The organism is Duganella sp. P38 (assembly GCF_050859475.1).
Classification (GTDB): Bacteria; Pseudomonadota; Gammaproteobacteria; order Burkholderiales; family Burkholderiaceae_D; genus Rugamonas.
The window spans coordinates 1,728,722-1,753,986 of the sequence record NZ_CP193936.1 but is presented as its reverse complement, the minus strand read 5'-3'; the positions used below and the strand labels follow the sequence as shown (position 1 = coordinate 1,753,986).

Here is a 25,265-nt window from a genome sequence, read left to right as displayed (position 1 = left end):
GGAGCAAGCTATGCAAATCCAAGTGAATACCGACAAAACCATCACTAATCATGCCGGCCTTGACGACCATGTACAGTCGGTCGTGAGCAATGCCCTCCACCGCTTCGGCGAACAAATCACCCGCGTCGAAGTCCATCTCAGCGACAACCTCGGCCAGAAATCGGCCGATGGCGACAACCGCTGCCTGATGGAAGCTCGTGTTACCGGCCTGCAACCGATTGCCGTCAGCGATCACGCTGCCACGCTGCACCAGGCGATCAGCGGCGCCACCGACAAGCTGAAACGCGCCGTCGACAGCGCCGTTGGCAAGCTGCACGACAACAAGCGCCATGCGGAAGGGGTTGCCGCCGCATCGGCCGCCGTCGTCGCCAGCGAAGCAGAGTAAGTCCCGCTCAGGGGCTGGCGCGGCCTAGCGCTGCGCCAGTTCCCGCAAGTATTTCAAGCCTTGCAGCGAACGGCTGCCATACCACGACATCATTTCCCCATCGACCAGCAGCACCGGCTTGCCGATCTGCCGTTCCAGCACATCCGCGTGCGCCTCGGTGAACCGGTACGGTTCGCTCGACAGCAGCACGCCATCGATGCCGTCAATCAGCTCGCGCGACCAGCGGAACTCCGGGTAACGCGCCTCGCCCAGCTCGGGCACGCTCCAGCCGATTTCGGCCAGCATGCGGGCGATGTAGGTGTCGCGCGAAATCGTCATCCACGGGTCCTGCCACACGCAATACAACATGGTTTGCGGCGGCCCTTTGGGCGCGGCCCGCAGCAGCGCGTACTCGGCCTCGAACTCGGCGCACCAGGCGGCGGCCTGCGGTTCGCGGTCGAACACGCCGCCCATCAGCCGCGCCAGCGCGACATTGTCGTGCGGCTGCAGCGGATGAGTGACGACCAGGTTGGGCACGAATTCGGCCAGCGCGTCGGCGGTCGGCTTTTCGTTTTCGTCGATGTTGAGCACCACGTGGGTCGGCGCCAGCTGGCGGATCTTGTCGAGATTGACGTCCTTGGTGCCGCCGACCTTGGGAATGCCCTGCACCACGTCCCACGGATGGATGCAAAAGCCGGTGCGCCCCACGACTTGCGCCGCCAGGCCAAGATCGCACAGCAGCTCGGTAATCGACGGCACCAGCGAAACGATGCGCGCGTTCGGCGCGGGTTGGTGCACGACGCCCAGCGCGTCGGTATAAGCCATGTTGTATCCAGTTCGTTGCAATGCCGTTATTGAACCACGCCTCTAACGTTTTCGGATATGATAATTCAAGAACTTTGATTGCCTTTTGGCATCCTGCGAGACATCCTTGAAACAGATCAGTACATTCGGCTCATCGAGCTACCGGATCAGCGATTTGCAGCTGCTGCGCAACTCCGACGACGATGCCGCCGTGGCCCGCTTGCTGGCCAACTGCCCCATTATGCTGCTGGACGCCGGCGAAGCCGTCACCGAATCGAACCGCGCGCGCCTGTACGTGCTGCTGCGCGGCGCGCTGTCGGTGGCCAGCGACACGCGCACCGGCATGGCCGACGGCACGGTCAGCAAGATCCTGCCGGGCGAAAGCGTCGGCGAGCAATCGGTGCTGGACGAGGAAACCAATCTGTCCAGCATTACCGCGCTGGAGGAGAGCGAGCTGCTGGTGGTCGAGGCCGACCTGGTGTGGCAGCTGATCGATGAATCGAATGTGCTGGCGCGCAACCTGCTGCGGCTGCTGTCGTTCCGCATCCGCGCCGCCAACGCCCAACTGCGCCGGCGCCAGAAGCTGGGCGAGTTCTACCGCCAGCTGTCGATGATCGACGGCCTGACCGGGCTCTACAACCGTGCCTGGCTCAACGATTTGCTGCCGACCATGGTGGCCACCGCGCACGGCTCCAGCGCGCCGCTGGCGCTGATCATGATCGACCTGGACCACTTCAAGCAATTCAACGACACCCATGGCCACCTGGCCGGCGACGAAGCCTTGCGCGCGGCGGCGCAGGTGCTCAGCGGCGCGCTGCGGCCGACCGACTTCGCGGTGCGCTACGGCGGCGAGGAAATGATGGTGTTGCTGCCGGACACCAGCGACAAGGTGGCGGTGTCGGTGGCCGAGCGTTTGTGCGAGCGCATGCGCCAGGCCAAGGTGTTCAGCGATGGCCGCAGGGAACTGCCGCACATGACGGCCTCGTTCGGCGTCGCGGTGCTGCGGGCGCAGCAGAGTGAACAGGATTTGATCGCCGAAGCGGACGCGGCGCTGTACCGCGCCAAGGAAGCCGGCCGCAACCAGGTCGCAGTCTGACCGTCACTCCCGCGCAGGCGGGAGTCCATGGAACGCCGGCATGGCTGCTCAGCATGGCCACCCGCCTGCGCGGGTGCGACGTCAGGCGGCCTTCTCGGCCTTGCCAGCGGCGTCCTCGGCGCCGTCTTTGGCGCCGTTGATGCGCGTCTGCTGGGCGGCCAGGAAGTCATCAAAACCCTTCTGCACCAGCTCATAGGTCTTGTCGATATTGCTGGCCAGCTCGCCGTTCAGCACATTGAGTCCTTCCAGCACCTCGCGCGCCTCCTTGAAGCCCTGCTCGACGCCGCCCTTGATGGTATCCATGAACTTGTTCAGCAACTCGCCCTCGTCCTCGCCCGGATGCTGCTGCTTATAAGCTTCGAAAAACGCGGTCGACAAGGATACAATGCGGCCGGCCGTGCCTTCCGGGGTATTATCCTGCGACGCGGCGTTCTGGATGGCGTTGTCGCCGAAATCGTTCTTGAGCGCCTCGTTAATGCCGGTCAGCGCGGTTTTCAGCACCACCGACATCGGCTCGTTCGACGAATTGATCGATACCGACAAGGAAGCCTGTACGATAGAGGCATTCAGTTCCGCCTTGGCGCGCGCGGCCGGCGAAAGCGGCTTGTCGTCCTTGGCCTGCACTTGTGCCGTGGCGCCAGTATTGTTGCTTGAAGTAAGCGATACGGGAGTAGCCATAATATTGCTCCTCATTGAACATGCTGAAATTATCGGCAGTTTTTTAAATTTCTGTAGCACCTATGACTAATCAGACCTTTCTCTGGCACGACTACGAAACCTTTGGCGCCGTTCCCCGCCGCGACCGCCCGGCGCAATTTGCCGCGATCCGCACCGACGCCGACCTCAACGAGATCGGCGATCCGATCATGCTTTATTGCAAACCTGCTAATGATTTCCTGCCGGACCCGCAGTCATGCCTGATCACCGGCATCACGCCGCAGCAATGCCTGGAATGGGGCGTGGCGGAACACCAGTTCGCCGCCACGATCGAGCAGGCGTTCTCGCAGCCGGGCACGGTCGGCGTCGGCTACAACACCATCCGTTTCGACGATGAAATCACCCGTTTCATGTTTTGGCGCAACCTGATCGACCCGTATGCGCGCGAATGGCAAAACGGCTGCGGCCGCTGGGACTTGCTGGACGTGGTGCGCATGACCTATGCGCTGCGGCCGGAAGGGATCAACTGGCCGCTGAAACCGGACGGCAAGCCCAGCTTCAAGCTGGAAGACCTGGCCAAGGCCAACGGCCTGCTGCACGAGGCCGCGCACGACGCGCTGTCGGACGTGCGCGCCACCATCGCGCTGGCGCGGCTGATCAAGCAACAGCAGCCGAAGCTGTTCGACTTCTGCTTCGCGCTGCACAAGAAAGACCGCGTGGCCGACGAGATCGGCATGCACCTGGCGCTCAATCTGCGCCAGCCGTTCCTGCACGTGTCCGGCATGTTCCCGGCCGAGCGCGGCTGCATTGCGCTGGTCTATCCGCTGGGCACGCATCCAACCAACAAGAACGAGGTCATCGTCTGGGACTGCACCTACGACCCGAGCGAGCTGTTCACGCTGGACGCCGACACCATCCGCACGCGCATCTTCACGCGCAGCGACGCGCTGCCGGAAGGCATGACGCGGCTGCCGGTCAAGAGCGTGCACCTGAACAAGTCGCCGATGCTGGTGGCAAATCTGAAAACGCTGTCGCCGGCGATGGCGGCCAAATGGGGCATCGACATCGAGCAGGGCAAGGCGCACGCGGCGATCGCGGCAGCCGGCGGCGACCTCGGCGCCATCTGGCAGGAAGTATTCTACCGGCCACCGGGCGAGCCGCTGGACGTGGACGAAGACCTGTACAACGGCTTCATCAGCAAGGACGACCGCCGCCTGCTGGACAATCTGCGGCGCGAATCGCCGGCGCGGCTGGCGGTGGCCTCGCCGGCGTTCAGCGACGGCCGCCTGGCCGAACTGCTGTTCCGCTACCGCGCGCGCAATTTCCCGGAAACCCTGTCTGAAACCGAGCTGGAGCACTGGGAACAGCACCGCGCCGCGCGCCTCTACGAAGGCGCCGGCGGCGCCCGCACCATCGACGACTACTTCGCGCAGATCGACGACCTGCAGCAAAGCGCGGACGAGCGCAGCGAGCAGATCCTCGGCGACCTGTACGAATACGCCGAACTAGTCGCCCCCGCCAACTAAAACCGCTGTCCGTCGGGCAGGACCGCCCCGGTTTTAGCGGTGGCGGTTGATGGCGTCGCGGGTTTCTTCGGCGACGCGACGGGCGGCGCTGGCGAAATCTTCGCCCGGCTGCTGCGCCGCGTACAGGATCGCGCGCGAGGAGTTGATCATCATGCCGGTGCCGCTGGCCGTGCGGCCCGAGTTGACGGTGGCGGCGATGTCGCCGCCTTGCGCGCCGATGCCCGGCACCAGCAGCGGCATGTCGCCGACGATCGCGCGCACCTGCGCCAGCTCTTCCGGGAAGGTGGCGCCCACCACCAGCGCGCATTGGCCGTTGCTATTCCATTTTTCCGCCACCAGCCCGGCCACGTGCTGATACAGCGGCTTGCCGCCGACGTCGAGGAATTGCAGGTCGGAGCCGCCGGCGTTCGAGGTGCGGCACAGGATGATGACGCCGCGCTCGCTCCATTCCATGTACGGCTCGACCGAGTCGAAGCCCATGTACGGGTTGACCGTCACCGCGTCCGCGCCGTAGCGGTCGTAGGCTTCGCGCGCGTACTGGCGCGCGGTGGCGCCGATGTCGCCGCGCTTGGCGTCGAGGATCAGCGGGATGTGCGGGTAGTTGGCGCGCACGTAGTCGCAGATCTGCTGCAACTGGTCCTCCGCGCGCAGCGCGGCGAAGTAGGCGATCTGCGGCTTGAACGAGCATGCCAGGTCGGCGGTCGCATCGATGATCTCGCGGCAGAAGTGATAGATGCCCTGCGGATCGTTCTGGAACTGGGCCGGCAGCTTGGCCAGGTCCGGGTCCAGGCCGACGCACAGCAGGGAGTCGTTGGCCGTCCAGGCGGCGGATAATTTGTTGATAAAAGTCACGACGGCTCCCTAATCGAAAATTGCAAACCCTCTATTGTAACCCGCCCGGGAGGGGCTGTTAAAATTTGCCCTCTCACCACCACGGGGCACACTCCATGAAACTGAACAACAAAGTCGCCATCGTCACCGGCGCCACCCAGGGCATCGGCCTGGCCTGCGCCCAGCGCATGATCGCCGAGGGCGCTAAAGTCATGCTGGTGGACATCAAGCCGGAAGGCGCGACAGCGGCCGCCGCGCTGGGCGCGAACGCCCGCTTCTTCGCCGCCGACGTCAGCCAGAAGGCCGATGTCGACGCGATGGTCGCCGCCACCGTCGCCGCCTTCGGCCGCATCGATATTCTGATCAACAATGCCGGCGTGACCCACGCCGCCAGCTTCCTCGACGTCAGCGAGGAGGATTTCGACCGCGTGCTGCGCATCAACCTGAAGTCGATGTTCCTGTGCGGCCAGGCGGTGGCGCGCGTGATGGTCGGCCAGCAAGGCGGCGCGATCATCAATATGTCCAGCGTCAACGCCGAGCTGGCCATTCCGAACCAGGTGCCGTACGTCGTGTCCAAGGGTGCCGTCAACCAGCTGACCAAGGTGATGTCGCTCAACCTGGTCGAGCACGGCATCCGCGTGAACGGCATCGGCCCCGGCACCATCCTGACCGAACTGGCCAGGCAGGCGGTGATGTCGAGCCCGGAATCGCGCCACACCATCCTGTCGCGCACGCCGATGGGCCGCTGCGGCGAGCCGGAGGAAGTGGCGTCGATCGCCGTCTTCCTGGCCAGCGACGACGCCAGCTACATGACCGGCCAGACCTTGTACGTCGACGGCGGCCGCATGGCGCTGAACTACACGGTGCCGGTCAAATAAGCCAGTTATGCCCTAGCCTGATGTCTGGTATCTGAAACAACAATTAGACACATATCTGGCGACGCAGCATAATTACACCTGTCTCCACTATTCTCCTCCAAGAAAATAGTTTTAAGCCCGCTCAAGTCAGTGGGCTTTTTTTGTTTAATGTCATTACAGCGTCACAAACGCTACTTATACTGGTCACATCTTAGGTACATGCAACCGATAGGCATGACTGAAGAAAAGGTGCACCGGTCCTCCGGTGCACCACTCCCCAATGTTTGCAGTGCATGGTATTGTCTGCCTCATGCTCAAGCAAATCCTCCTGACCGACTCCCACGCCCGCCTCCGCTACTGGACCGCCATTGCGCTGTATGTGCTGATACTGATCGTCGGCTCGATTCCGGGCGCGCGCCAGGACATCGGCACAGTGGCCTCCGGCGTCATCCTGCATTCGCTGGCCTATGCCGGCCTGACCTTTCTGATCTTTACCGGCGGCAGCGGCACGCCGTCGCAGCGCGCCGGCAAGGCGGTGCTGACCATCGCGGCCATGGGCGCCATCGACGAACTGGTACAGAGCATGTTCCCGTATCGTCACGGCGCCGTGTCGGACTGGATGGTCGATTGCTATGCGGCCATGGCCACCGCCGGCTTCATGTGGGTTCTCTGGAATCGCTATCGCAGTCTTCCGGGCTGACTGACCGCGCCGGTCGCCAGCTCCACGTCCATCCGCATTTCCTGCAACTGCTCGGCCTTGGCCACCCGTACCAGGCCGTGCAGCGCATGCAGGAAGAAATGCCGGCTGCGGGTGTCGCCGCACGTGGCATCTATTAGCTCTTCGATAATGGCATCTGTCACGCGTGTCAACATATGGGTGTCCTTTAAAGTGATACCGGACAATTATTGCGTGAGGCTTGCATGTTTCAATTGATGTACATCAATGGGGGCGGCGGCACGGGGAACGATGCGGCCAGGCGCCTCTCTGAGAATATTTAGGGAGGCAGACATGAAGAAGACGACTCTTTGCACGATGGCGCTGTGCATGCTGGCACTGACGGCTTGCGCGGACAGGATGAACAACGGCTCGCCCGGCGGCAGCGCTTATGCCAGCGGCAGTTCGGGCAATAGTTCGGGCGGCGCCAGCGGCTCGGCCGGCTCAGGCGGCGGCGCTTCGGCCGGCAGCACCGGCAGCGCTGCCAGCCGCGCCGGCGCGATGACCGGCGCCTACACGCCATCCCAGCAGGCGCAATCCGGTTACGGCGTGGTGCAAGCCATTGACCAGATGCAGCGGCAGGACGTCGGCGTCTCGGCCATGGGCGCGATGGGCGCGGCGGCGGCCGGCGGCAGCACCGGCGCGCCGACCGACAAGGTCTACCGCGTCACCGTGCGCATGGACGACGGCAGCAGCCAGCTGGTGGTGGTGGAATCCGCGCCCAGCTACAAAGCCGGCGACCGCGTGCGCTACAGCAACGGCACGGTTATCGCGTATTAATACAACTGCTCGACCTGATAGCCGCGCCGCTTGAGCAACTGCGGCAAGCCGTCATCGCCCACCAGATGCAGCAGGCCGACGCCGACAAACGCCACCTGGTCCTGCTGCATGATGCGCTCGATGTTGGCCGCCATTTCCGGATTGCGCTTGCCCAGTAGCACGCGATTCATGAAGCCGGCGGAAATGCTGTCGCCTGTGGTGGCTGTCTGCCAGACGGCGTGAATGCCGGTTTTATCGGCCGCGCGCCAGGCCTCGATCAGCGCCTGCGATTTTTTCAGCGAATCGCCATCGTCCAGGTCGGCCAGATTCTCCAGCAGATATTGCTCCTGCTGCCGCGCATCGAGGCTATCGAACAAACTCAGCTGATAATCCGCGCTTTCCAGTTCACGCACCGTCTTATCCTGCTTTTGCGCGGCGGCCAGCAGCGCGTATTCCACCGCCTGGCTGCGCTGATAGCCATTGCGGTCCAGTTCGGCGCCGACCAGCAGATTGGCGATCAGCCAGGGCTTGTAGTGTTGCACCGACGACAGCGGAATACCGGCACGCGCCAGGGCCTGCGACATTTTCTGCAAGGTGGCGGGAGTCAGGTGATTCTGCACCACATCGCCGTCCGGATATCGCGCATGGCGGGCCAGCGCCAGCTGGAACGCCTTGTCCTCGCGGATATCGAGCTCGATGACCAGCGCCTTGGAATCGAGCAACGCGCGCGACGCCACCGCGTCCAGCGGATACATGCCATCGCGGCCGACGTGAATCGTGCCATAGAGATAACTGGTTTTCCCCTCGTGGGTCACACGGTATAACTGACCGGCGGCAAAAACCGTCTGGCAGCAAGCCAGCATCAATGCGAATAGAATAGCGCGTGTCATCGAATTAATATTTACATTGGAATAAAAGAGAAATAAGGCGAGCGCCTTATTGCTTCCAATCGTAAATCAAAATCACACGGCGAAAATATTATTTCCAGCAACCGTCGGGGAAATAAGACATTATCAGAGAGCAGTTTGATAATTACTGGATATTTTAATCACAGTTCCAGCGTTAAAATATTAACTCGCCAACTTTAATCTATTTATCATCGGGCAGCCCCGGGCCTCGCCTGCAAGCTTGGCGCAATGTGTGTATGCTTGCCTATCCATTTAGAAAGACATATACCCACACGCTTTCAATGGGTTTGCAATCACCAGAGAGATTAACCACCCATGATTCCATTCTCGATACTCGACCTGTCCCCCATCGCCGAAGGCAGCAATCCCTCGGCCTCGTTCCGCCACACGCTGGACCTGGCCCAGCACGGCGAACGCTGGGGCTACAACCGCTACTGGCTGGCCGAACACCACGGCATGCCCGGCATCGCCAGCGCCGCCACCGCGGTGGTGATGGCGCACGTGGCCGGCGGCACCCGCACCATCCGCGTCGGCGCCGGCGGCATCATGCTGCCGAACCACGCGCCGCTGGTCATCGCCGAACAGTTCGGCACGCTGGAAGCGCTGTATCCCGGCCGTATCGACCTCGGCCTGGGCCGCGCGCCCGGCTCCGACCAGACCACCGCGCGCGCCTTGCGCCGCAACCTCGAAAGCGACGCCGACGCCTTCCCGCAAGACGTGCTGGAACTGCAGGACTATATGTCGGACACCCCGCGCCAGCGCGTGCTGGCCGTGCCCGGCAAGGGCGCCAAGGTGCCGCTGTGGATACTCGGCTCCAGCACCTTCGGCGCGCAGCTGGCCGCGCACCTCGGCCTGCCGTTCGCCTTCGCCTCGCACTTCGCGCCGCAGATGATGCAGCAGGCGCTGTCGCTGTACCGCGCCAACTTCCAGCCGTCGGCGCAGTTGGCCAAGCCCTACGTCATGCTCGGCTTCAACGTGTTTGCCGCCGACACCGACGAAGAGGCGCACTTCCGCGCCACGTCGATGCAGCAAGCCTTCGTCAACCTGCGCACCGGTCGGCCGTCGCAGCTGCCGCCGCCGAAGGCCGGCTACCTCGACACGCTGGGCCTGCCCGAACGGGCGATGCTGGACTCGGTGCTGTCCTGCACCGCCATCGGCGCGGCGGCCACGGTCAGCGGGCAGATCCAGGACTTCATCGCCCGCACCGGCGCCAACGAGCTGATGATCACCTCGCAGATCTACGACCACGCGCAACGGCTGCGCTCCTACGAAATCACCGCCGAAGTGCGCCAATCGCTGGCGCGCGCGCAGGCCGGGCTGTAACACGTGGCGCGCGCCCAGCAGCAAATTGCCGGGGCCGTTAGAATACCGGCCTTGTAAAATTTCCGGAGCCTGACGTGAGCCAGCCCCACGCCCATCCAGACCTGTCTCCCGGCATGGTCTGGCTGTTTGCCATCGCGACCGGCCTGATCGTCGCCAACCTGTACTATGCGCAAACGCTGATCGGCCCGATCAGCCGCGCCACCGGCCTCGATCCCGGCGCCGCCGGCCTGATCGTCACGCTGACGCAGATCGGCTACTGCCTCGGCCTGCTGTTCATCGTGCCGCTGGGCGACCTGCTGGAAAACCGCCGCCTCATCGTCAGCGCGCTGATCGTCACCGCGCTGGCCTTGCTGGCGGCCTCGGTCACCAGCAGCGCCGCGCTGTTCCTGCTGGCCTCGCTGTGCATCGGCCTCGGCTCGGTGGCGGCGCAGATCGTCGTCCCGTTTGCCGCCCACCTGTCGCATCCGGACCGGCGCGGCAAAACCGTGGGCAAGGTCATGAGCGGCCTGCTGATGGGCATCATGCTGGCGCGCCCGGTGGCCAGCGTGGTCACGGACGTGCTGGGCTGGCACGCGATCTTCGTGCTCTCGGCGGTGGCCACGGCGGGGCTGGCGCTGCTGCTGCGCGCCCGGCTGCCGCAGCGCCAGCCGCACGGCGGCATGCACTACTTCGCACTGCTGGGATCGATGTGGCGCCTGCTGAAAACCACGCCGGTGCTGCGCCGGCGCGCGGCCTACCAGGCCTGCATGTTCGGCGCCTTCAGCCTGTTCTGGACCTGCGTCTCGCTGGAGCTGACCGGGCCGCACTTCCAGATCAGCCAGACCGGCGTGGCGATCTTCGCGCTGGTCGGCGTGGCCGGTGCGATCGCGTCGCCGATCGCCGGCCACCGCGCCGACCAGGGCAAAAGCCGCTCGACCACGCTGATCGCGCTGGCGCTCGGTGCGCTGGCGTTCGCGCTGCCGCTGATGATCGACAGCACGCCGCTGGTCAACCTGGGCGTGCTGGTGCTGTCCTCGATCCTGCTCGACATGGGCGTCTCGGCCAACCTGGTGACGGGGCAGCGGGCGATCTTCGCGCTGCCGGCCGAAATCCGCAGCCGCCTGAACGGCCTCTACATGGCACTCTTCTTCATGGGCGGCGCGCTCGGCTCGTCGCTGGGCGGCTGGATGTTCGCGGCCCACGGCTGGACCGGCGTGCTCTGGGCCGGCCTCTGCTTCCCGCTGCTCGCCCTCTGCCTCTTCGCCACCGAATAACCCCGGGGTCAGGTCTGACATTCGCACACGGGCTCAACTGCTACGCAGTTGAGCCCGTGTGCGAATGTCAGACCTGACCCGAGTTTGTTTTAGTTGCGCGGGACGGCGAAGGCGTCGCCGGCTTTCCATTCGGGCAGCTTGGCGCCGTCGGCGATCAGGCGGCCCAGGTTGAGCGTGTATTGCGCCGTCTGCACCATGCCCGACAGGTCCCAGCCCGCGTCGTATTCGTCGCTGACCTGGTGGTAGCGCTTGCCGTAGGCTTCTGATTTGGCTTTCGCGCCGGCCGGGTCCTTGAGGTAGTCGCGCCCCGAGGTGATCGAGAACGCCGGCACGCCGTTCTTGGCGAAGCTGAAGTGGTCGCTGCGGAAGTAGCCGCCCGCCAGGTCCGGCTTGGCCGCCGCGATCTGCATGCCCATCTGCCTGGCCGCCGTTTCGGCCAGCTTGCCCAGCTCGGTGCGCTCGCTGCCTTGCGCGCCGATGTCGCGCGTGGCGCCGATGAAGTTGAGGCTGTCCAGATTGAGGTTGGCGGCGGTTTTCTTTAACGGCCACAACGGCGCTTCGGCGTAGGCGCTGCTGCCCAGCAGGCCCTGCTCTTCGGCCGCGACCCACAGGAACATCTGGCTGCGCTTGGCCGGTACGCGCCGGGCTTCGGCCGCCATCGCCAGCAAGGCTGCGCTGCCCGAAGCGTTATCCACCGCGCCGTTGAAGATCGTATCTCCGCTGTCACCCTGCTTGCCAAGGTGGTCCCAGTGCGCGCTGTAGATGACGACTTCTTCTTTGAGCTTGGGGTCCGTGCCCGGCACCACGGCCGCGACGTTGAATTGCTCGACCTTGCGCACCGCCGCTTTCATGTCGCCGTTCAGCCTGGCGGACAAGGCGACCGGTTTGAAGTCTTTCCGCTCGGCCGCCGCGCGCAGCGTGTCGAGATCCTGGCCGGCGGCGGCGCACAGCGCGCGCGCCGTGTCTTCCGTCAGCCAGCCTTGCAGCGGCGTGCCCAGCGTGCCGGCCGCCAGCTGGAAGCGCTCCACGCCCGACCAGCTGTTCTGGATCACGCTCCAGCCATACGAGGCCGACGGCGTGGTGTGGATCAGCAGCACGCCAGCCGCGCCCTGGCGCTGCGCTTCTTCGAATTTGTAGGTCCAGCGACCGTAGTAGGTCAGGCCTTTGCCGTTGAAGCGGGCCGGCTGCTCGGCCGTCGGCTGCGGGTCGTTGACCATCATCACCAGGATCTTGCCCTTCAGGTCGGCCCCCTTGTAGTCGTTCCACTGCTCGTCCGGCGCGGTGATGCCGTAGCCAACGAACACCAGGCCGGCGTCGAAGCTGTGCGCAGCCGTGGCGTCGCCCGGCGAGTAGACCCAGTCCTTGCCAAAGGTGATGTCGAGCGCCTTGCCGCCCGCTTGCAGCTTCAGCGTGCTGTCGGCCGGCAGCGTTTTCACGCCGGCGATCTGTACCGATTGGCGGTAGCTGTCGCCGTTGCCCGGCTTGAGGCCCAGCGCCAGCGCCTGCGCTTCCAGATAGGCCACCGTCAGGTCGCCGCCGCGCTGGCCGGTGCCGCGCCCTTCAAGCAGATCGCTGGAGAGGAACTGGAGATGCGCGCGCAACGGCGCCTCTTGCACGACTGAGGTTTTGCCGGCGTCTGCCTGGGCCGGGAATGCCAGCGCCAGGCTCATGGCCAGCGCGGTGACGGCGAGGGATGTCTTCATTGTTGTGATGTCCGTTGGTAAGTGGTCGGTGCGGTTTTTCCGCGCGCACATTGTATGCGATTTGCCGCGCCCGCCCGCCAGGCGCCGCGCCGCCGCGTTAAAATGACGCGCATGACTGCACGCACTCCTTACATCGGCCGCTTTGCGCCCTCGCCCACCGGTCCTCTGCACTTCGGCTCGCTGGTGGCCGCCATGGCCAGCTATCTCGACGCCAGGGCCCATCACGGCCAGTGGCTGGTGCGCATCGAGGACGTCGACGGCGCCCGCAATGTGGACGGCGCCGACCAGCACATCCTGGCCTCGCTCCTGCGCTGCGGCATGCGTTGGGATGGCGAGGTCACCTGGCAAACCCGGCGCTATGCGCTGTACGAGCAGGCACTGGCGCAACTGGGCGGGCTGGTCTATCCCTGCGGCTGCACGCGCCGCGAGATCGCCGATTCGCAAGTCAACCTCAGCGGCCGCCAACTGCTCAACCTGGTCTATCCCGGCACCTGCCGCCATGGCCTGGCGCCCGGCAAGGTGGCGCGCGCGCTGCGCGTGAAAGTGCCGCAGCAGCCGCATTGCGTGCTGTCGTTCGAGGACCGCTGGGCCGGCCGCTACAGCCAGGACCTGACCGACGAGGTCGGCGATTTCATCATCCGCCGCGCCGACGGTTACTGGGCGTATCAGTTGGCCGTGGTGGTCGATGACGGCGCGCAGGCCATCACCGATATCGTGCGCGGCGCCGACCTGCTCGATTCGACGCCGCGCCAGCTCTACCTGCAACAGGTGCTGGGCCTGCCGCGGCCCAGCTATCTGCATGTGCCGGTGGTGGTCAACGAGGCCGGCGACAAGATGTCCAAGCAGACCGGCGCGCGCGCTTTCGACACCGGCGCCGATCCGCAGGTGCTGCTGCGCGAGGCGATGCTGCCGGCCGCCCGCTTCCTCGGCCTGGATATACAGGCGGAAACAATCGATGGCTTCTGGCGCGCCGCCACGCCTGCCTGGGCGCAACTTCTGACCACCCTGCCGCGCCGCGCATGACACCGTGCGCCGCGCGGCGCGGCTTTTCCCTACACTGACGCGATGGAAGTCGAACTCAAACTCCTGCTGCCGCCCGAACACAACGAGCACGTGCTGCGCCACCCGCTGCTGGGCGAACCGGCGCGCGTGCAGCACCTGGCCGCCCGCTACTTCGATACGCCGGACCTGCACCTGCTGCGCCATGGCGCCGGCCTGCGCGTGCGCAAGGTCGATGGCGAGTGGATCCAGACCATGAAGGCCGGCGGCAGCGTGCAAAGCGGCCTGCACAGCCGCAACGAATGGGAAGGCCCGGTCGACCGCGCCTGGCCGCGGCTCGGCAAGCTGCGCAAGCTGATCGGCGACGATGAGCACTGGCTGTCGCTGCTGGCCGCTGCCAACCTCAAGGAAGGGCTGGAGCCGCTGTTCCTGGTCGACGTCCAGCGTCACCTGTGGGAACTGGAAAGCGAAGGCAACCGCATCGAAGTGGCGCTGGATATCGGCCATATCGAGCGCCAGGGCCGGCAGCTGGCCGTCAATGAAATCGAGCTGGAGCTGAAGGACGGCGATCCGGCCGGCCTCTACACGTTCGCCTTGCAGTTGCTGGACGATCTGCCGCTGCGCCTCAGCAACATCAACAAGGCCCAGCGCGGCTACCTGCTGGTGCGCGAAACCGGCCACGCGCCGTTCCGCGCGCAAGCGCTGGCTCTGGACGCCGACGCCAGCCTGGCCGCGGCCTTCCCGGCCGTGCTCGGCAACTGCCTGGAGCAGATCCAGCGCAACGAGGTGGCAGTGGTGGAAGGCAGCGATCCGGAAACGCTGCACCAGATGCGCGTCGGCGTGCGCCGGCTGCGTTCGGCCCTGAAGCTGTTTGAGCCGGTGGCGCCCTGCCCGCCCGCGTTGCTGGAAGATGTCCGCTGGCTGGGCGAGCAACTGGGCGCGGCGCGCGACTGGGACGTGCTGGTGTCGTCCACGCTGTCGCGCGTGGCAGCGCAGCCGGGCGACGGCAATGCCATGATGGAATTGCAGGCGCTGGCGCTCGATACCGCGCACGCCCGGCGCAGCGCGGCGGCGCAGGCCGTGCTGTCGCCGCGCTACACCAGACTGATGCTGACGCTCGGCGCGTGGATGCTGCAAACCGCGCCGCTGCTGAACGGCGCGGCCGCGGACTTTTCACGCCAGACCTTGCGCCATCAGCACAAATCGCTGCTCAAGCGCGCCCGGCGCATGAGCGACGACGATCCGGCCAGCGCCCACCGCACGCGCATCGCCGCCAAGCGCGGTCGTTATGCGCTGGAGTTCTTCCATGCGCTGTATCGCCGCAAGGGCACGCGCGCCTATCTGAAAACGCTGGCGGCGGTGCAGGAAGAACTGGGCCAGCATAACGATCTGGTGGTGGCTGCGGAGCTGCTGCGGGAACTGGCGCTGCGGCATCCGCAAGCGGCCGCCGCGACCCAGTTCGCGCGCGGCTATCTGGTGGCGCAGCAGGCCGCGCAATCCGCCGACCTGGACGACATCCGCAGCCGCCTGCATGCGCTGCGGCTGCCGCAGTCCCGGCATTAAGGACGGCGTGTCTTGTTGGTGACGGTCCAACCCAGCGTGCCGGAGCACCTGGCCTGCTGCAGCGCGGCCAGCGTGTCGTCCGCTTCCGTGCTGGCCTGCGCGTAGTCCTTGTGGCCGGCGATCTTGAAGTGCAGCGCCGGCGACGCCGAATTGGCGGTCTTCGACAACGCCGGCGCGAAGCCGCGCTCGGCGAGGATCTTGCGGCATGGTTCCATGCCGCTCAGTTCATCCCCGGTCAGCTCGATATTCAACACCCAGCTCTCCACGTAGCCGCGCGCGGCGCGCTCCGGCTCCGGCAGCATCAGGTGGGACGGCAAGGTGGCAGCGCCAGCGGCGGCGGCCAGCAGCGAGGCGCTCAGCGCCAGCGCGATACGACGATACATGGGCATTCCTTCAATATCCGGTAAAGCGCTATGGTATCAGGCCAGCAGCGGATACAGGGTGGCCACCAGCGCCAGCGCCATCACCAGGTTGAAGATGCGCACCGAGCGCGGATCCTGCAACACGCGGCGCATCGCCACGCCAAACACCACCCAGGAACCGACGCAGAAAATACCGACCACCCAGAACACGCCGGCCGGCACCAGCACATCGTGCACCTCGAAGCCATGCGGCAGATAAGTGGTCAACGCGCTCAGGATCATCACCCACGCTTTCGGATTAATCCACTGGAAGGCCGCCGCGCCCCAGAAGCCCATCGGCTTGGACAGCGAGGCCTGCTCGCCGCTCATCGGCGCCGCGTGCGCCAGCTTCCACGCCAGCCATAACAGGTAGAGCGCGCCGCCGTACTTGAGGATGGTCTGCAGCATCGGCACGCGCTCGAACACCGCATGCAGGCCCAGTCCTGTGGCAAACATCATGAAGGAAAAGCCGCAGCAGATGCCCAGCAGATGCGGCAGCGAGCGCTTGAAGCCGTAGTTCAGGCCCGACGCCAGCATCATGGTGTTGTTCGGTCCGGGGGTGATGGAGCTGACGGCGGCAAACGCGCACAGCGACAGCAGCAGTTCGGGTGACATGACAGTATCCGTTGGTTAGGTGTGCTTGCATTGTACGGGAAAGTGTATTGGTTGCGACCAGTACACTTTCGCAAACACTTGCCGCCACTGTATTGGTGGTTTCACCTGTACGAGCTTTCCAGCTCGCGCCGCACCAGGTCCTGCCCGTTTTCGATCACGAAGTCCTGGAACGACGCCGCCACCTTGGGGATCGGCTGGTCGGTCAGGTGCATGATCTGCCAGTCCGCTTCCACTTCGTGCTTCAGCGGCAGGATGGCCAGCAGGCCGGCCTTGAACTCCAGCGCGCAAGCGTGTTCCGACAGGAAGCCGACACCCAGGCCGGCCGACACCATGCGCTTGATCGCCTCGTTGCTCGATACCTCGGAGCCGAATTCCGCCGCATGCCCCTCGTCGCGCAGCAGCTTTTCCACCGCCGTGCGCGTGCCGGAACCGCGCTCGCGCACCAGCAGGTTGGCCGCCATCACGTCGTTGAGCGTGATCTTTTTCTTCTTCATCAACGGGTGCCTGGGACTGGCGACGAAGGCCATCGGATGCCGCGCGAAGCGGGCCGCGTTGGTGCGCAGCTCGCGCGGCGGCGTACCCATGATGGCCAGCTCGATCTCGTGCCGCGCCAGCATGTTGATGATCTCCGTACGGTTGCCCACCTGGAGCTTGAGCCGCACGTCCGGCCGCTTCAGCGTGAACGGCACCAGCAACGGCGGCAGCAAGTGCTCCGCCGTGGTCACCGCGCCGATACGCAGCGTGCCGGACGTGACGCCTTGCAGCGCCGCCAGTTCGTCGGTGGCCTGCTCCCACAGGCGCAGGATGCGCTCGGAGAATTCGGCCATCACCTCGCCCGCCGCCGTCAGCTGGATATTGCGCCCGACCTTGCGCGTGAGCGCGATGCCGGCGATTTCCTCCAGCGTGCGGATCTGCAGCGACACCGCCGGCTGCGTCAGGTGCATGGCGTCCGCCGCGCGCGAAATGCTCTCGTGGCGCGCGACCAGCACCAGCGACTGCAGTTGGCGAAAACTGGTGTGATACATAAGTATTCCTTATCGATTATCCAAAATGTTTAATTTTTCTTTTGTTCATTCTACCTCTAATATTGATACTTATCTGACATCGTTGAGCGAGAATGACATGAGCATAGACGTGATCTTCCTGGGCCTGGACGGCGTGCTATTCGATACCGAGGCGCTGCATCTGGCAGCCTGCAACGCGGCGTTTGACAATGCCGGGCTGTCGATCCGCTGGACCCTGCCGGTGCTGCGCGCCGCCGCCGCCACCCACGGATACGCCCGCGCCATCGGTTCCGCCGTCGCCGTGCCGCCACTGTCGCGCGACAAGCAGCGCGTGGCCGAGCTATTCGAAGACAAGCATCGCCAGTTCCACCAGGCCATCCTGGCGCAGCCGCCGAAGGCCCAATCGGCCGCGCTGGCGCTGATTGAAGACGCCACCGCCGCCGGCTGCAAAATCTGCATCCTGACCGACCTGCCGGCGCCGGCCACCGCCGCGCTGCTGGAAAGCCAGTTCGGCGCGGACGTCAACAGCGTCTTCACGGTGGTCGCGGGCGGCGTCGCTTTCAGCGGCCCGGCCGGCACCGGCCCTTACGCGCACGCGCTGCACGCCATGGGCGTGGCGCCGCAGGACGCCATCGCCATCGACACCGACGTGCCGGCATTGCGCGCCGCCGCCGACACCGGCCTCTGGACCGTCTCCGTCGCCCCTTACGGCAAGGACGTCGTGCGCCCGCGCCAGTTCATCACCTTCGACGCCCTGCACGAACTGCAGGCCAGCCCCTACACGCCGGACCAGCAACGTCCGCAACCGCAGCACCGCGCGGCGTAAGCGCCGGAATCATGGCGCCGCGAGGTTGTTGACCGACGCCGCGACCGGCCTATAATGAGGCTATGACAACCATCACCTCCCTGAACCGGACTACCGCATCCACCTCTACCCAGGCGGTTGGCGGTAACTACACGTCCACACCCGGCGCCATCAGCACCGCAGGCAACGGCTCATCCACCGTAGTATCGCTCGGCGCGGGCGCCAACGACGCCTCGGGCCAGAAGGCGCTGGTGTGGGAAAACCGCACCCGCAGCACCTCGGCCACGCTGATGGCGCAGAACTTCAACAACGCCGCCGTCTCCGGCCGCCTGAAAGGGCTGGGCGGCGAGCTGCTGAAGCAAGTCGCCTACGACGGCCAGAATTTTTCGCAAACCGTGCAGCAGGCCCCTAGCGGCGTGCAAGCCAATACCTACGACATGCTGGTGTCGCCATCGCAGGTGTCGCAGCACGGCATGGGCGACAACCAGATCGCCCTGACCATTACCACCCGCAGCGGCGTGAAAGTGGAACTGAAGCTGGACGCCGGCGAAAACAGCATCGCCGTGGAGGCGCATGCCGATGGCGAACTGACGGAGGTGGAACGCAAGGCGCTCGGCAAATTGTCCGAAGCCTTCCAGAAGTCGATCGACGGCCTGACCGAAGACCCGCCGCGCGTGGATCTCGAAGGCCTGACGCAGTTCGACAGCAACGTGCTGTCATCGGTGGATCTGAAAGGCGAGATCAAGATCAATCCGAAGGAAACGCAGCGGCTGGAATTCCACGCCGACGCCGGGCAGCGCACGGTGAGCTTTGCCGGTCCCGCCGGCAGCGCCAAAATCGGCGTGGACCTGAGCCAGCCGGCAAGCTGGGGCAGCAAGGAGCAGCAGGCCAAGGCCCTCAACAACTATTTGAAGCAGGTGGACGAAGCGGGCATGCGCGGCCAGGGCAACGCCACCATGATCAAGATGTTCAAGGACGCCTTCACCGGCATGAACGCGGACTATGGAACGCCGCCGGCGGCCGCCCCGAACAGCATCGCGCTGACCAAACAGGATCGCGCGCTGACCACCGGCCTGGCCGACTTCAACGCCTCGTTCTCGCAGGCGGAAGTGTCGTCCAATCCGGCGCGCGTGACGGAAAAGGATACCTTTGCCTACGAGCTGTCGCAGAAGACCACCATTACCGGCCATTCGCAGCTGGACCGCGGCATCTCGCAACAGCAGCAGTCGCACCTGAAGGCGCACTACCACGCGCCGGTGAAGGCGGACGCGCGCCTGGCGCTGGACCTGTCGCCGAATTCGCAGAACTACAAGTATGTGACCATCGACGATTCCGCCAGCAGCAGCACCAACATCGCTTACGACAAGGGTGTGCTGATCAAGGCCTCGATGGAGATGCAGGCCAGCCAGACCTCGCGCGTGCTGAAATACACGCTGGGCAAATTGCAGGAAGACGTCACCACGCCGCACGGCAAATCGATGTCGCGCGACCTGATCTCCACGCTGGAGCCGGAGCGCGACGGCGGCGAGCAGCTGAACGACGCCGAGCGCGATCTGATGCTGTCCAGCCTGAATGACCAGATCTTCCTCAAATCGAATCCAGACGCGTTGCCGAATGAGCGTGGTTGAGCACTTCATCCTGCTTTCCCGGTACAACGCCGACATGAACCGAAAGCTCTACGACGCCGCGGCCCAGCTGCCGGCGGGAGAGCTGACGGCCGACCGCAAGGCCTTCTTCGGCTCGCTGGCCGGCACGCTGAATCACCTGCTGGCCGGCGATACCATCTGGCTCAAGCGATTCAGCACCCATCCCGCCGCCTTCCCGGCGCTGCAAGCGACGCAAGAGCTGCCGCCACCAAGCGGCCTGACACACTCCTTTGGCGACCGGCTGCCGCCGCTGCGCGCCTACCGCGAAAAACTGGACGCCATCATCAGCGCCTTCACTCCGCAACTGACGGCGGCCGACCTGGCGCACACTTTCGAGTACCGCAGCACGCGCGGCGACGTGTATCGCAAGGAGTTCGGCCTGGTGCTGCTGCACTTCTTCAACCACCAGACCCACCATCGCGGCCAGGCCAGCACGCTGCTGACGCAAGCCGGCGCCGATTTCGGCGTCACCGATCTGCTTTTATGGGTGCCTGATTTATGAAAATCGCCGTCTACAGCGCGCAGCCCTACGACCGCCGCTTCCTCGACGAAGCGCGCGCCGCGCTGCCGGGCGTGGAGGCCTCATACTTCTCCGACCGGCTGGAACTCGACACCGTGCCGCTGGCGCAGGACTGCGCCGCCGTCTGCGTCTTCGTCAACGACATTCTCGACGCGCCGGTGCTGGAAGCGCTGCACGCGCTGGGCGTGCGCGCCGTGCTGCTGCGCTGCGCCGGCTTTAACAACGTCGACCTGCAAGCCGGCGCGCGTCTCGGCCTGTTCATGGCGCGCGTGCCAGCCTATGCGCCGCAGGCCGTGGCCGAACATGCGCTGGCGCTGGTGATGACGCTGAACCGCCGCACCCACCGCGCCTATGTGCGCGTCCGCGAAGGCAATTTCGCGCTGGATGGCCTGCTCGGCATGACGCTGCACGGCAAGACGGTCGGCATCGTCGGCGCCGGCCAGATCGGCGCCTGTGCGGCGCGCATCTTCCATGGCATGGGCTGCAAGGTGCTGGTCAGCGATCCGGCGCCAACGCCGCAGCTGGACGGCGTGGCCGAACGCGCCAGCCTCGAAGCGGTGCTGGCGCAGTCGGACATCGTCTCGCTGCATTGCCCGCTGCTGGAGGCCACGCGCCACATGATCAACAGCGACAGCCTGGCGCGCATGAAGCGCGGCGCCATGCTGGTCAACACCTCGCGCGGCGGCTTGATCGACACCGCCGCCGTCATCGATGCGCTCAAGAGCGGCCAACTGGGCGCGCTCGCCATCGATGTCTACGAACAGGAAAGCACCCTGTTTTTCCAGGACCACTCCAGCGACATCATCGCTGACGACGTGTTCCAGCGCCTGATGACCTTCCCGAACGTACTGGTGACCGGGCACCAGGGCTTCTTCACAATAGAAGCGATGCGCGAAATCGCCGCCGTCACGTTCGCCAATCTCGCCTGCCACATGCAGGGTTCCCCTTGCGCCAACGCGCTACCTCACACATAGTTTTTTAAGGAAGTTCATGTCGCTCGCCTATCGCGCCAACGCCGATTTCGCCAAGCTGAATCACCCGATGCGCGTCCCGCTGTCCGCGGAGATCCACTCGCGCCCTTTCCTGCAACTGCAAGCGCCGGAAAGCCTGACCCACTTCGCGCTGTACCTGCAACAGGACCAGCCGTCGCGCCAGAACCACCGCAGCAGCCAGCATCAGATTCTGGAGCAGCTGTGCGTGCACTACGGCGTGGCGACGCCGCATCCGCAGGCGCGCTACTTCTTCCATGACTTCGGTCGCTTCCGCCTGAAGTGGGAATGCCACACCGAATTTGCCACCTATACCTTCGTCGAACGCGGCGAGCCAGGCCTGGATTGCCGCGCCTCGTTCGACCGCATGCCATTGCAGCACGTGCCGCAGGAATGGCTGGCCGGCCTGCACGGCAAGATCATCGTCGCCGCCCACGTCCTGCTGTGCAAGGCCGAGGCGGACGACGCCTCCTTCGCCGCCGGCATCAGCGATCTGTTCCAGGGCAAGTCGCTGGTGGGCAGCAGCGCCGGCGGCAACGCCGAAGTGTGGACCGACTTCCTGATCCAGCCGGATGGCTTCAGCCGCTTCGTGGTGCGCGACCAGCGCCTGCGCGAATTCCAGCCCGGCCGCCTGGTGGGGCGACTGCTGGAAATCGAAACCTATCGCATGATGGCGTTGCTCGGTCTTCCGCAAGCCGAAGCCACGCAGCCTGACCTGAACAGCATCGAAAGCGAGCTGGCGACACTGACCGCAAAGCTGGTCAAGGAAGAAGGCAATGAAGACCAGGACCTGCTGAACCAGATTACCGCCCTCGCCGCGCGCGTGGAGAAAATCTCGGTCAACAACAGCTACCGCTTCGCCGCCTCGCAGGCGTATTTCAACCTGGTGCAGTCGCGCATCCAGGAACTGCGCGAAGTGCGGATCGAAGGCACGCCGACGCTGGCGGAATTCATGGGCCGCCGCCTGGCGCCGGCGATGAACACCTGCGTCTCGGTGGCGCAGCGCCAGGAAACGCTGGCACAGCGCATCGCCCGCAGCAACGACCTGCTGCGTTCGCGCGTCGGCATCGAACAGGAAAAGCAGAATCGCCGCATCCTGCAATCGCTGGACGCGCGCGCCGCGCAGCAACTGCGCCTGCAACAGGCGGTCGAAGGCCTGTCGGTGGCGGCGATTTCCTACTACACGCTGGGACTGGTCGGCTACGTCGGCAAGGCGATGAAGGCCGGCAGCGTGCCGGTGAATCCGGACCTGATGACCGGCATCGCCGTGCCGCTGGTGATCGGCGGCGTGTGGCTAGGCTTGCGCCGCCTGCACCACCAGCTGGCCGGCGCTAAGCATTGAAACGGCTCGACAGGAAGTTGGCGATGCGCTCCTGCGTCGACTCCAGATAGGGAATGTTGATGTGGTCCGAATCGGGAATGATTTCGTCCGCATGCAGCGTTCCCAGTTGCTGCACCAGCAGGTCGGTGTGCGAGTGCGGCACGATGTCGTCCACCGCCGCCCGCAACACGTAGGTCGGCGCCTTGATTTGCGCGGCGTACTTCACCGACTCGAATTTATGCCGCAGCACATAGTCGATCGGCAGCGTCCTGAACTTGCGCTTGGCGATGGCCAGGATGGAATCGTAAGGCGTAATCAGCACGATGGAGTTGGCGTCGCGCTCCATCGCCACCTGCACCGCCACGCCGGAACCGAGGCTGCGGCCAACCACGGCGATGCGTTTCGGATCGATGTGATGGCGTTCGCTCAGCCAGTCGTACAGCATGCGGCCATCTTCGACGAAGTGTTCTTCGGCCGGATCGCCATGCGAGTCGCCGTAGCCGCGATAGTTCACCGCCAGCACCGCCATGCCGGGAAACAGCTTGCCGGCGTCGCGCGCCACCCAGGAGACTTCCTCCGAACGGCCGCCGAAGTAGACCACGCCCGGATGCGCACCCGCCACGCGCGGCGTCATCAGCCAGCCGGATAAACGCGTTCCGTCCTTGGAACGGATTACGATGGGACGCGTGCGGTGCCCCGTGCTGTATGGCTTAAGCACCTCGCGCTTGCTCCCCAGTGGGTTGAACAGCAGCCGTTTCTGGTTTGCCGCCACCGCTGCGGTGAGTCCCATCCACAGCACACTGACGATGCCAGCCAGGCCAGCCACTTTTTTGGAATTATTATTCATAGCTCTTACTCTACTCTTTTCCTGCCCGCGTGCCTTCTGAAAGTGAAGGCAGCGTGGTATGCAGCACACATGGGGATGCTTGTCTGTTTCTCAAGGCCGCGCGCGCAACCCGGTATAATCTGCGCTTCGCTTTTTTCATGCCTCGTTGATAATGAAACCTGCCGTCGTCCTGCTGCATAGCTCCATGAGTTCCAAATCCCAGTGGTCTTCCCTGAAAGCGCAACTGGGCGATGGCTACCGCTGCATCGCGGTCGACCTGCAAGGGTACGGCGCCTCTCCCTTCCCCGCCGACGCCGGCGAGGATTACGTGCACACGCTGGCGCACGAGGTGGACGCGGTGGTGGCGTCCATCGCCTCGGAACTGGAGCCGGGCGAAGCGTTTCATTTGATCGGCCATTCCTTCGGCGGCGCCTGCGCGCTGCATATGGCGCGCCGCATGCCACAACGGGTGCTGTCGCTCACGCTGTTCGAGCCGGTGGCCTTCCACCTGCTGCCCGATACGCATCCCGCCAAGGCAGAAATCGTCGGCGTGGTCGGCGCCATACACGCTGGCGCCAGCGACCGCGACGCCACCCGCACCTTTATCGACTACTGGAACCGCGCCGGCGCCTTCGACGCCGCGCCGGCCGGCGCGCAGGAGAAAATGGTGTCGCAGATCGCCAAGGTGAAACTGGACTTCCAGGCATTGTTGGGCGAACCGGCAACGTTGGATGAGTTGTCCATGTTGACCATGCCGGCACTGGTGATGGCGGGCGAGCGCAGTCCCCGTCGACGCGGCTGCTGGTGCAGCAGTTGGGCGTATCGCTGCCGAATGCCACCGCGCTGTCGCTGCGCACAGCGCATATGGGTCCGATCACGCATGGCGAGATCGTTAATCCGGCCATCGTCAACTTCCTCAGCGGCGCCGAAATCGCCGCCGAACAGCAATGAGGCGCGCGCTCGTCGCCATGGCCGTCAGCGCCGCCACGCTGCTGGCGCAAGCCGGCGAACGGCAGGTCGCCATCGCCCCGGACGTCAACGGCGCGTGGGTCACGCCGGACGGCGAGTGGGACGGCCGCACGGTGCTGTTCCTGCATGGCTTTGCCGATGACATGAACGGCGCCGGAGACCTGAGCAAGCGCATGTCCGCGCGGCTGGCGCAGATGGGCATCGCGTCGCTGCGCGTGAACTTCCGCGGCGAGGGTGACCGCAACCGCAGCGATATCGAATCCACGCTGGACACGCGCATCGCCGATACCGAGGCGGCATACGCCTTCATGCTTAAGCAGGCGGGCGCGCGGGCCGCGCGCAGTGCGGTGCTGGGATGGAGCTTGGGGGCCACCACAGCGATTGTCACCAGCGCGCGCCACCCTGAGTGGTTCAGCAGCATGGTGCTGTGGTCCGCGCCGAGCGGCGACCAGTGGCAGCAAATGAGGTCTTCGCCGGTGGCGCAGAAGGCCTTGCGCGACGGCGTGGCGACGGACGTGGTGCCGGGCTGGAAAAGCATCACCACCAGGCGCGCGTTCTACGAGAGCTTCCGGGGCGTGGATCTCGACCAGTCTCTGACCAAGTATCCCGGCGCCTTGCTGACCATCCGTGGCAGCGCCGACTTCCTGCCGCAGCGCGACGCGCAGATGATCAAGCTCGCCCCCGGCAAGCCCGCCGAAGCAGCCTTGATCGGCGGCGCGGATCACATCTTCAACGTCTTCACGCCAGACAGCGGCGCCGCACAGCGCGTCATCGACATCACGGCGGACTGGCTGTCCCGCACGCTGTAGCA

27 protein-coding genes are annotated in these 25,265 nt (G+C 65.1%); 17 read left to right on the top strand and 10 right to left on the bottom strand.

What is annotated here, in order from left to right; all coding sequences use genetic code 11:
* The first annotated feature begins 10 nt into the window (after window positions 1-10).
* Window positions 11-385 (top strand): HPF/RaiA family ribosome-associated protein, encoded by a 375-nt coding sequence (locus ACRQ5J_RS07905; protein ID WP_432382380.1) that lies wholly within the window; start codon window positions 11-13, stop codon window positions 383-385.
* Between the two features lie 24 nt (window positions 386-409).
* Here the strand turns inward: ACRQ5J_RS07905 and ACRQ5J_RS07900 are convergent, their stop codons facing one another.
* The gene (locus ACRQ5J_RS07900; protein ID WP_432382379.1) at window positions 410-1,189 is read right to left on the bottom strand and encodes a helical backbone metal receptor; all 780 of its coding nucleotides are present in this window, start codon (window positions 1,187-1,189) and stop codon (window positions 410-412) included.
* 106 nt (window positions 1,190-1,295) lie between these two features.
* Here ACRQ5J_RS07900 and ACRQ5J_RS07895 point away from each other — a divergent pair, with 106 nt between their 5' ends.
* Window positions 1,296-2,264, top strand: a complete 969-nt coding sequence (locus ACRQ5J_RS07895) for a GGDEF domain-containing protein (protein WP_432382377.1) — start codon at window positions 1,296-1,298, stop codon at window positions 2,262-2,264.
* A gap of 81 nt (window positions 2,265-2,345) precedes the next feature.
* On the opposite strand, the gene ACRQ5J_RS07890 is transcribed toward ACRQ5J_RS07895, so the two are convergent.
* A complete protein-coding gene (locus tag ACRQ5J_RS07890) occupies window positions 2,346-2,942 on the bottom strand; it encodes a DUF5610 domain-containing protein (RefSeq protein ID WP_432382375.1) in 597 nt (198 codons plus the stop codon).
* A gap of 62 nt (window positions 2,943-3,004) precedes the next feature.
* Between ACRQ5J_RS07890 and sbcB the strand changes: the two genes are divergently transcribed.
* A complete protein-coding gene (gene sbcB, locus ACRQ5J_RS07885; protein WP_432382373.1) occupies window positions 3,005-4,447 on the top strand; it encodes an exodeoxyribonuclease I in 1,443 nt (480 codons plus the stop codon).
* 33 nt (window positions 4,448-4,480) lie between these two features.
* On the opposite strand, the gene pyrF is transcribed toward sbcB, so the two are convergent.
* Complete coding sequence (pyrF, locus tag ACRQ5J_RS07880; RefSeq protein WP_432382371.1) at window positions 4,481-5,299, bottom strand: orotidine-5'-phosphate decarboxylase; 819 nt, start codon at window positions 5,297-5,299, stop codon at window positions 4,481-4,483.
* Between the two features lie 95 nt (window positions 5,300-5,394).
* Between pyrF and ACRQ5J_RS07875 the strand changes: the two genes are divergently transcribed.
* Both ACRQ5J_RS07875 and ACRQ5J_RS07870 read left to right on the top strand, forming a co-directional pair.
* Entirely contained in the window at window positions 5,395-6,156 is a 762-nt protein-coding gene (locus tag ACRQ5J_RS07875; protein WP_432382368.1) for an SDR family NAD(P)-dependent oxidoreductase, read from the top strand.
* A 289-nt stretch (window positions 6,157-6,445) separates the two neighbouring features.
* A complete protein-coding gene (locus ACRQ5J_RS07870; protein ID WP_432382366.1) occupies window positions 6,446-6,835 on the top strand; it encodes a VanZ family protein in 390 nt (129 codons plus the stop codon).
* On the opposite strand, the gene ACRQ5J_RS07865 is transcribed toward ACRQ5J_RS07870, so the two are convergent.
* Window positions 6,814-7,008 (bottom strand): hypothetical protein, encoded by a 195-nt coding sequence (locus ACRQ5J_RS07865; RefSeq protein ID WP_432382365.1) that lies wholly within the window; start codon window positions 7,006-7,008, stop codon window positions 6,814-6,816. The genes ACRQ5J_RS07870 and ACRQ5J_RS07865 overlap by 22 nt on opposite strands.
* A 136-nt stretch (window positions 7,009-7,144) precedes the next feature.
* On the opposite strand from ACRQ5J_RS07865, the gene ACRQ5J_RS07860 reads away from it, so the two are divergent.
* On the top strand, window positions 7,145-7,630 hold the full coding sequence (locus ACRQ5J_RS07860; protein ID WP_432382363.1) for a hypothetical protein: 486 nt from the start codon (window positions 7,145-7,147) through the stop codon (window positions 7,628-7,630).
* Here the strand turns inward: ACRQ5J_RS07860 and ACRQ5J_RS07855 are convergent.
* A complete protein-coding gene (locus tag ACRQ5J_RS07855) occupies window positions 7,627-8,499 on the bottom strand; it encodes a TraB/GumN family protein (RefSeq protein WP_432382361.1) in 873 nt (290 codons plus the stop codon). The genes ACRQ5J_RS07860 and ACRQ5J_RS07855 overlap by 4 nt on opposite strands.
* A 333-nt stretch (window positions 8,500-8,832) precedes the next feature.
* Between ACRQ5J_RS07855 and ACRQ5J_RS07850 the strand changes: the two genes are divergently transcribed.
* Complete coding sequence (locus ACRQ5J_RS07850) at window positions 8,833-9,840, top strand: LLM class flavin-dependent oxidoreductase (protein ID WP_432382359.1); 1,008 nt, start codon at window positions 8,833-8,835, stop codon at window positions 9,838-9,840.
* A gap of 113 nt (window positions 9,841-9,953) precedes the next feature.
* Window positions 9,954-11,093 (top strand): MFS transporter, encoded by a 1,140-nt coding sequence (locus ACRQ5J_RS07845; protein ID WP_432383608.1) that lies wholly within the window; start codon window positions 9,954-9,956, stop codon window positions 11,091-11,093.
* Between the two features lie 89 nt (window positions 11,094-11,182).
* Here ACRQ5J_RS07845 and ACRQ5J_RS07840 read toward each other — a convergent pair whose 3' ends face one another.
* The gene (locus ACRQ5J_RS07840) at window positions 11,183-12,796 is read right to left on the bottom strand and encodes a M28 family peptidase (RefSeq protein WP_432382357.1); all 1,614 of its coding nucleotides are present in this window, start codon (window positions 12,794-12,796) and stop codon (window positions 11,183-11,185) included.
* Between the two features lie 111 nt (window positions 12,797-12,907).
* Between ACRQ5J_RS07840 and gluQRS the strand changes: the two genes are divergently transcribed.
* Both gluQRS and ACRQ5J_RS07830 read left to right on the top strand, forming a co-directional pair.
* On the top strand, window positions 12,908-13,819 hold the full coding sequence (gene gluQRS, locus ACRQ5J_RS07835) for a tRNA glutamyl-Q(34) synthetase GluQRS (protein ID WP_432382355.1): 912 nt from the start codon (window positions 12,908-12,910) through the stop codon (window positions 13,817-13,819).
* Window positions 13,820-13,861: 42 nt separating this feature from the next.
* On the top strand, window positions 13,862-15,358 hold the full coding sequence (locus ACRQ5J_RS07830) for a CHAD domain-containing protein (RefSeq protein WP_432382354.1): 1,497 nt from the start codon (window positions 13,862-13,864) through the stop codon (window positions 15,356-15,358).
* On the opposite strand, the gene ACRQ5J_RS07825 is transcribed toward ACRQ5J_RS07830, so the two are convergent.
* The 3 genes from ACRQ5J_RS07825 to ACRQ5J_RS07815 form a co-directional block, all read right to left on the bottom strand.
* Window positions 15,355-15,741, bottom strand: coding sequence for a hypothetical protein (locus tag ACRQ5J_RS07825; RefSeq protein ID WP_432382351.1), 387 nt, complete (start codon window positions 15,739-15,741; stop codon window positions 15,355-15,357). The genes ACRQ5J_RS07830 and ACRQ5J_RS07825 overlap by 4 nt on opposite strands.
* Window positions 15,742-15,777: 36 nt before the next feature.
* A complete protein-coding gene (locus tag ACRQ5J_RS07820) occupies window positions 15,778-16,374 on the bottom strand; it encodes a LysE family translocator (RefSeq protein ID WP_432382350.1) in 597 nt (198 codons plus the stop codon).
* 101 nt (window positions 16,375-16,475) lie between these two features.
* Window positions 16,476-17,399, bottom strand: coding sequence for a LysR family transcriptional regulator (locus tag ACRQ5J_RS07815; RefSeq protein ID WP_432382348.1), 924 nt, complete (start codon window positions 17,397-17,399; stop codon window positions 16,476-16,478).
* Between the two features lie 97 nt (window positions 17,400-17,496).
* Here ACRQ5J_RS07815 and ACRQ5J_RS07810 point away from each other — a divergent pair, with 97 nt between their 5' ends.
* The 5 genes from ACRQ5J_RS07810 (at window position 17,497) to ACRQ5J_RS07790 (ending at window position 22,680) form a co-directional block, all read left to right on the top strand.
* Entirely contained in the window at window positions 17,497-18,204 is a 708-nt protein-coding gene (locus ACRQ5J_RS07810) for an HAD family hydrolase (protein ID WP_432382346.1), read from the top strand.
* A gap of 62 nt (window positions 18,205-18,266) precedes the next feature.
* On the top strand, window positions 18,267-19,811 hold the full coding sequence (locus tag ACRQ5J_RS07805; RefSeq protein WP_432382344.1) for a hypothetical protein: 1,545 nt from the start codon (window positions 18,267-18,269) through the stop codon (window positions 19,809-19,811).
* The gene (locus ACRQ5J_RS07800) at window positions 19,756-20,331 is read left to right on the top strand and encodes a DinB family protein (RefSeq protein ID WP_432382342.1); all 576 of its coding nucleotides are present in this window, start codon (window positions 19,756-19,758) and stop codon (window positions 20,329-20,331) included. The genes ACRQ5J_RS07805 and ACRQ5J_RS07800 overlap by 56 nt, the downstream gene beginning before the upstream one ends.
* Complete coding sequence (locus ACRQ5J_RS07795) at window positions 20,328-21,323, top strand: 2-hydroxyacid dehydrogenase (RefSeq protein WP_432382341.1); 996 nt, start codon at window positions 20,328-20,330, stop codon at window positions 21,321-21,323. The genes ACRQ5J_RS07800 and ACRQ5J_RS07795 overlap by 4 nt, the downstream gene beginning before the upstream one ends.
* A gap of 16 nt (window positions 21,324-21,339) precedes the next feature.
* Window positions 21,340-22,680 carry a DUF3422 family protein gene (locus tag ACRQ5J_RS07790; RefSeq protein ID WP_432382339.1) on the top strand — a complete coding sequence of 447 codons (1,341 nt, stop codon included), beginning with the start codon at window positions 21,340-21,342 and terminating at the stop codon, window positions 22,678-22,680.
* On the opposite strand, the gene ACRQ5J_RS07785 is transcribed toward ACRQ5J_RS07790, so the two are convergent.
* Window positions 22,670-23,506: an alpha/beta hydrolase gene (locus ACRQ5J_RS07785; protein ID WP_432382337.1), complete on the bottom strand. Its 837-nt coding sequence runs from the start codon at window positions 23,504-23,506 to the stop codon at window positions 22,670-22,672. The genes ACRQ5J_RS07790 and ACRQ5J_RS07785 overlap by 11 nt on opposite strands.
* Before the next feature lie 184 nt (window positions 23,507-23,690).
* On the opposite strand from ACRQ5J_RS07785, the gene ACRQ5J_RS07780 reads away from it, so the two are divergent.
* Together ACRQ5J_RS07780 and ACRQ5J_RS07775 are read left to right on the top strand one after the other, a co-directional pair.
* The gene (locus tag ACRQ5J_RS07780; protein WP_432382335.1) at window positions 23,691-24,596 is read left to right on the top strand and encodes an alpha/beta fold hydrolase; all 906 of its coding nucleotides are present in this window, start codon (window positions 23,691-23,693) and stop codon (window positions 24,594-24,596) included.
* A gap of 1 nt (window position 24,597) precedes the next feature.
* Window positions 24,598-25,263, top strand: a complete 666-nt coding sequence (locus ACRQ5J_RS07775; protein WP_432383607.1) for an alpha/beta hydrolase family protein — start codon at window positions 24,598-24,600, stop codon at window positions 25,261-25,263.
* Window positions 25,264-25,265 lie beyond the last annotated feature (2 nt).

Coding starts and splice junctions, on each gene's coding strand:
- ACRQ5J_RS07905 (WP_432382380.1), top strand. CDS start 11: ATGCAAATCCAAGTGAATACCGACAAAACCATCACTAATCATGCCGGC.
- ACRQ5J_RS07900 (WP_432382379.1), bottom strand. CDS start 1,189: ATGGCTTATACCGACGCGCTGGGCGTCGTGCACCAACCCGCGCCGAAC.
- ACRQ5J_RS07890 (WP_432382375.1), bottom strand. CDS start 2,942: ATGGCTACTCCCGTATCGCTTACTTCAAGCAACAATACTGGCGCCACG.
- sbcB (WP_432382373.1), top strand. CDS start 3,005: ATGACTAATCAGACCTTTCTCTGGCACGACTACGAAACCTTTGGCGCC.
- ACRQ5J_RS07875 (WP_432382368.1), top strand. CDS start 5,395: ATGAAACTGAACAACAAAGTCGCCATCGTCACCGGCGCCACCCAGGGC.
- ACRQ5J_RS07870 (WP_432382366.1), top strand. CDS start 6,446: ATGCTCAAGCAAATCCTCCTGACCGACTCCCACGCCCGCCTCCGCTAC.
- ACRQ5J_RS07865 (WP_432382365.1), bottom strand. CDS start 7,008: ATGTTGACACGCGTGACAGATGCCATTATCGAAGAGCTAATAGATGCC.
- ACRQ5J_RS07860 (WP_432382363.1), top strand. CDS start 7,145: ATGAAGAAGACGACTCTTTGCACGATGGCGCTGTGCATGCTGGCACTG.
- ACRQ5J_RS07855 (WP_432382361.1), bottom strand. CDS start 8,499: ATGACACGCGCTATTCTATTCGCATTGATGCTGGCTTGCTGCCAGACG.
- ACRQ5J_RS07850 (WP_432382359.1), top strand. CDS start 8,833: ATGATTCCATTCTCGATACTCGACCTGTCCCCCATCGCCGAAGGCAGC.
- ACRQ5J_RS07845 (WP_432383608.1), top strand. CDS start 9,954: ATGGTCTGGCTGTTTGCCATCGCGACCGGCCTGATCGTCGCCAACCTG.
- ACRQ5J_RS07840 (WP_432382357.1), bottom strand. CDS start 12,796: ATGAAGACATCCCTCGCCGTCACCGCGCTGGCCATGAGCCTGGCGCTG.
- gluQRS (WP_432382355.1), top strand. CDS start 12,908: ATGACTGCACGCACTCCTTACATCGGCCGCTTTGCGCCCTCGCCCACC.
- ACRQ5J_RS07830 (WP_432382354.1), top strand. CDS start 13,862: ATGGAAGTCGAACTCAAACTCCTGCTGCCGCCCGAACACAACGAGCAC.
- ACRQ5J_RS07825 (WP_432382351.1), bottom strand. CDS start 15,741: ATGTATCGTCGTATCGCGCTGGCGCTGAGCGCCTCGCTGCTGGCCGCC.
- ACRQ5J_RS07820 (WP_432382350.1), bottom strand. CDS start 16,374: ATGTCACCCGAACTGCTGCTGTCGCTGTGCGCGTTTGCCGCCGTCAGC.
- ACRQ5J_RS07815 (WP_432382348.1), bottom strand. CDS start 17,399: ATGTATCACACCAGTTTTCGCCAACTGCAGTCGCTGGTGCTGGTCGCG.
- ACRQ5J_RS07810 (WP_432382346.1), top strand. CDS start 17,497: ATGAGCATAGACGTGATCTTCCTGGGCCTGGACGGCGTGCTATTCGAT.
- ACRQ5J_RS07805 (WP_432382344.1), top strand. CDS start 18,267: ATGACAACCATCACCTCCCTGAACCGGACTACCGCATCCACCTCTACC.
- ACRQ5J_RS07800 (WP_432382342.1), top strand. CDS start 19,756: ATGACCAGATCTTCCTCAAATCGAATCCAGACGCGTTGCCGAATGAGC.
- ACRQ5J_RS07795 (WP_432382341.1), top strand. CDS start 20,328: ATGAAAATCGCCGTCTACAGCGCGCAGCCCTACGACCGCCGCTTCCTC.
- ACRQ5J_RS07790 (WP_432382339.1), top strand. CDS start 21,340: ATGTCGCTCGCCTATCGCGCCAACGCCGATTTCGCCAAGCTGAATCAC.
- ACRQ5J_RS07785 (WP_432382337.1), bottom strand. CDS start 23,506: ATGAATAATAATTCCAAAAAAGTGGCTGGCCTGGCTGGCATCGTCAGT.
- ACRQ5J_RS07780 (WP_432382335.1), top strand. CDS start 23,691: ATGAGTTCCAAATCCCAGTGGTCTTCCCTGAAAGCGCAACTGGGCGAT.
- ACRQ5J_RS07775 (WP_432383607.1), top strand. CDS start 24,598: ATGAACGGCGCCGGAGACCTGAGCAAGCGCATGTCCGCGCGGCTGGCG.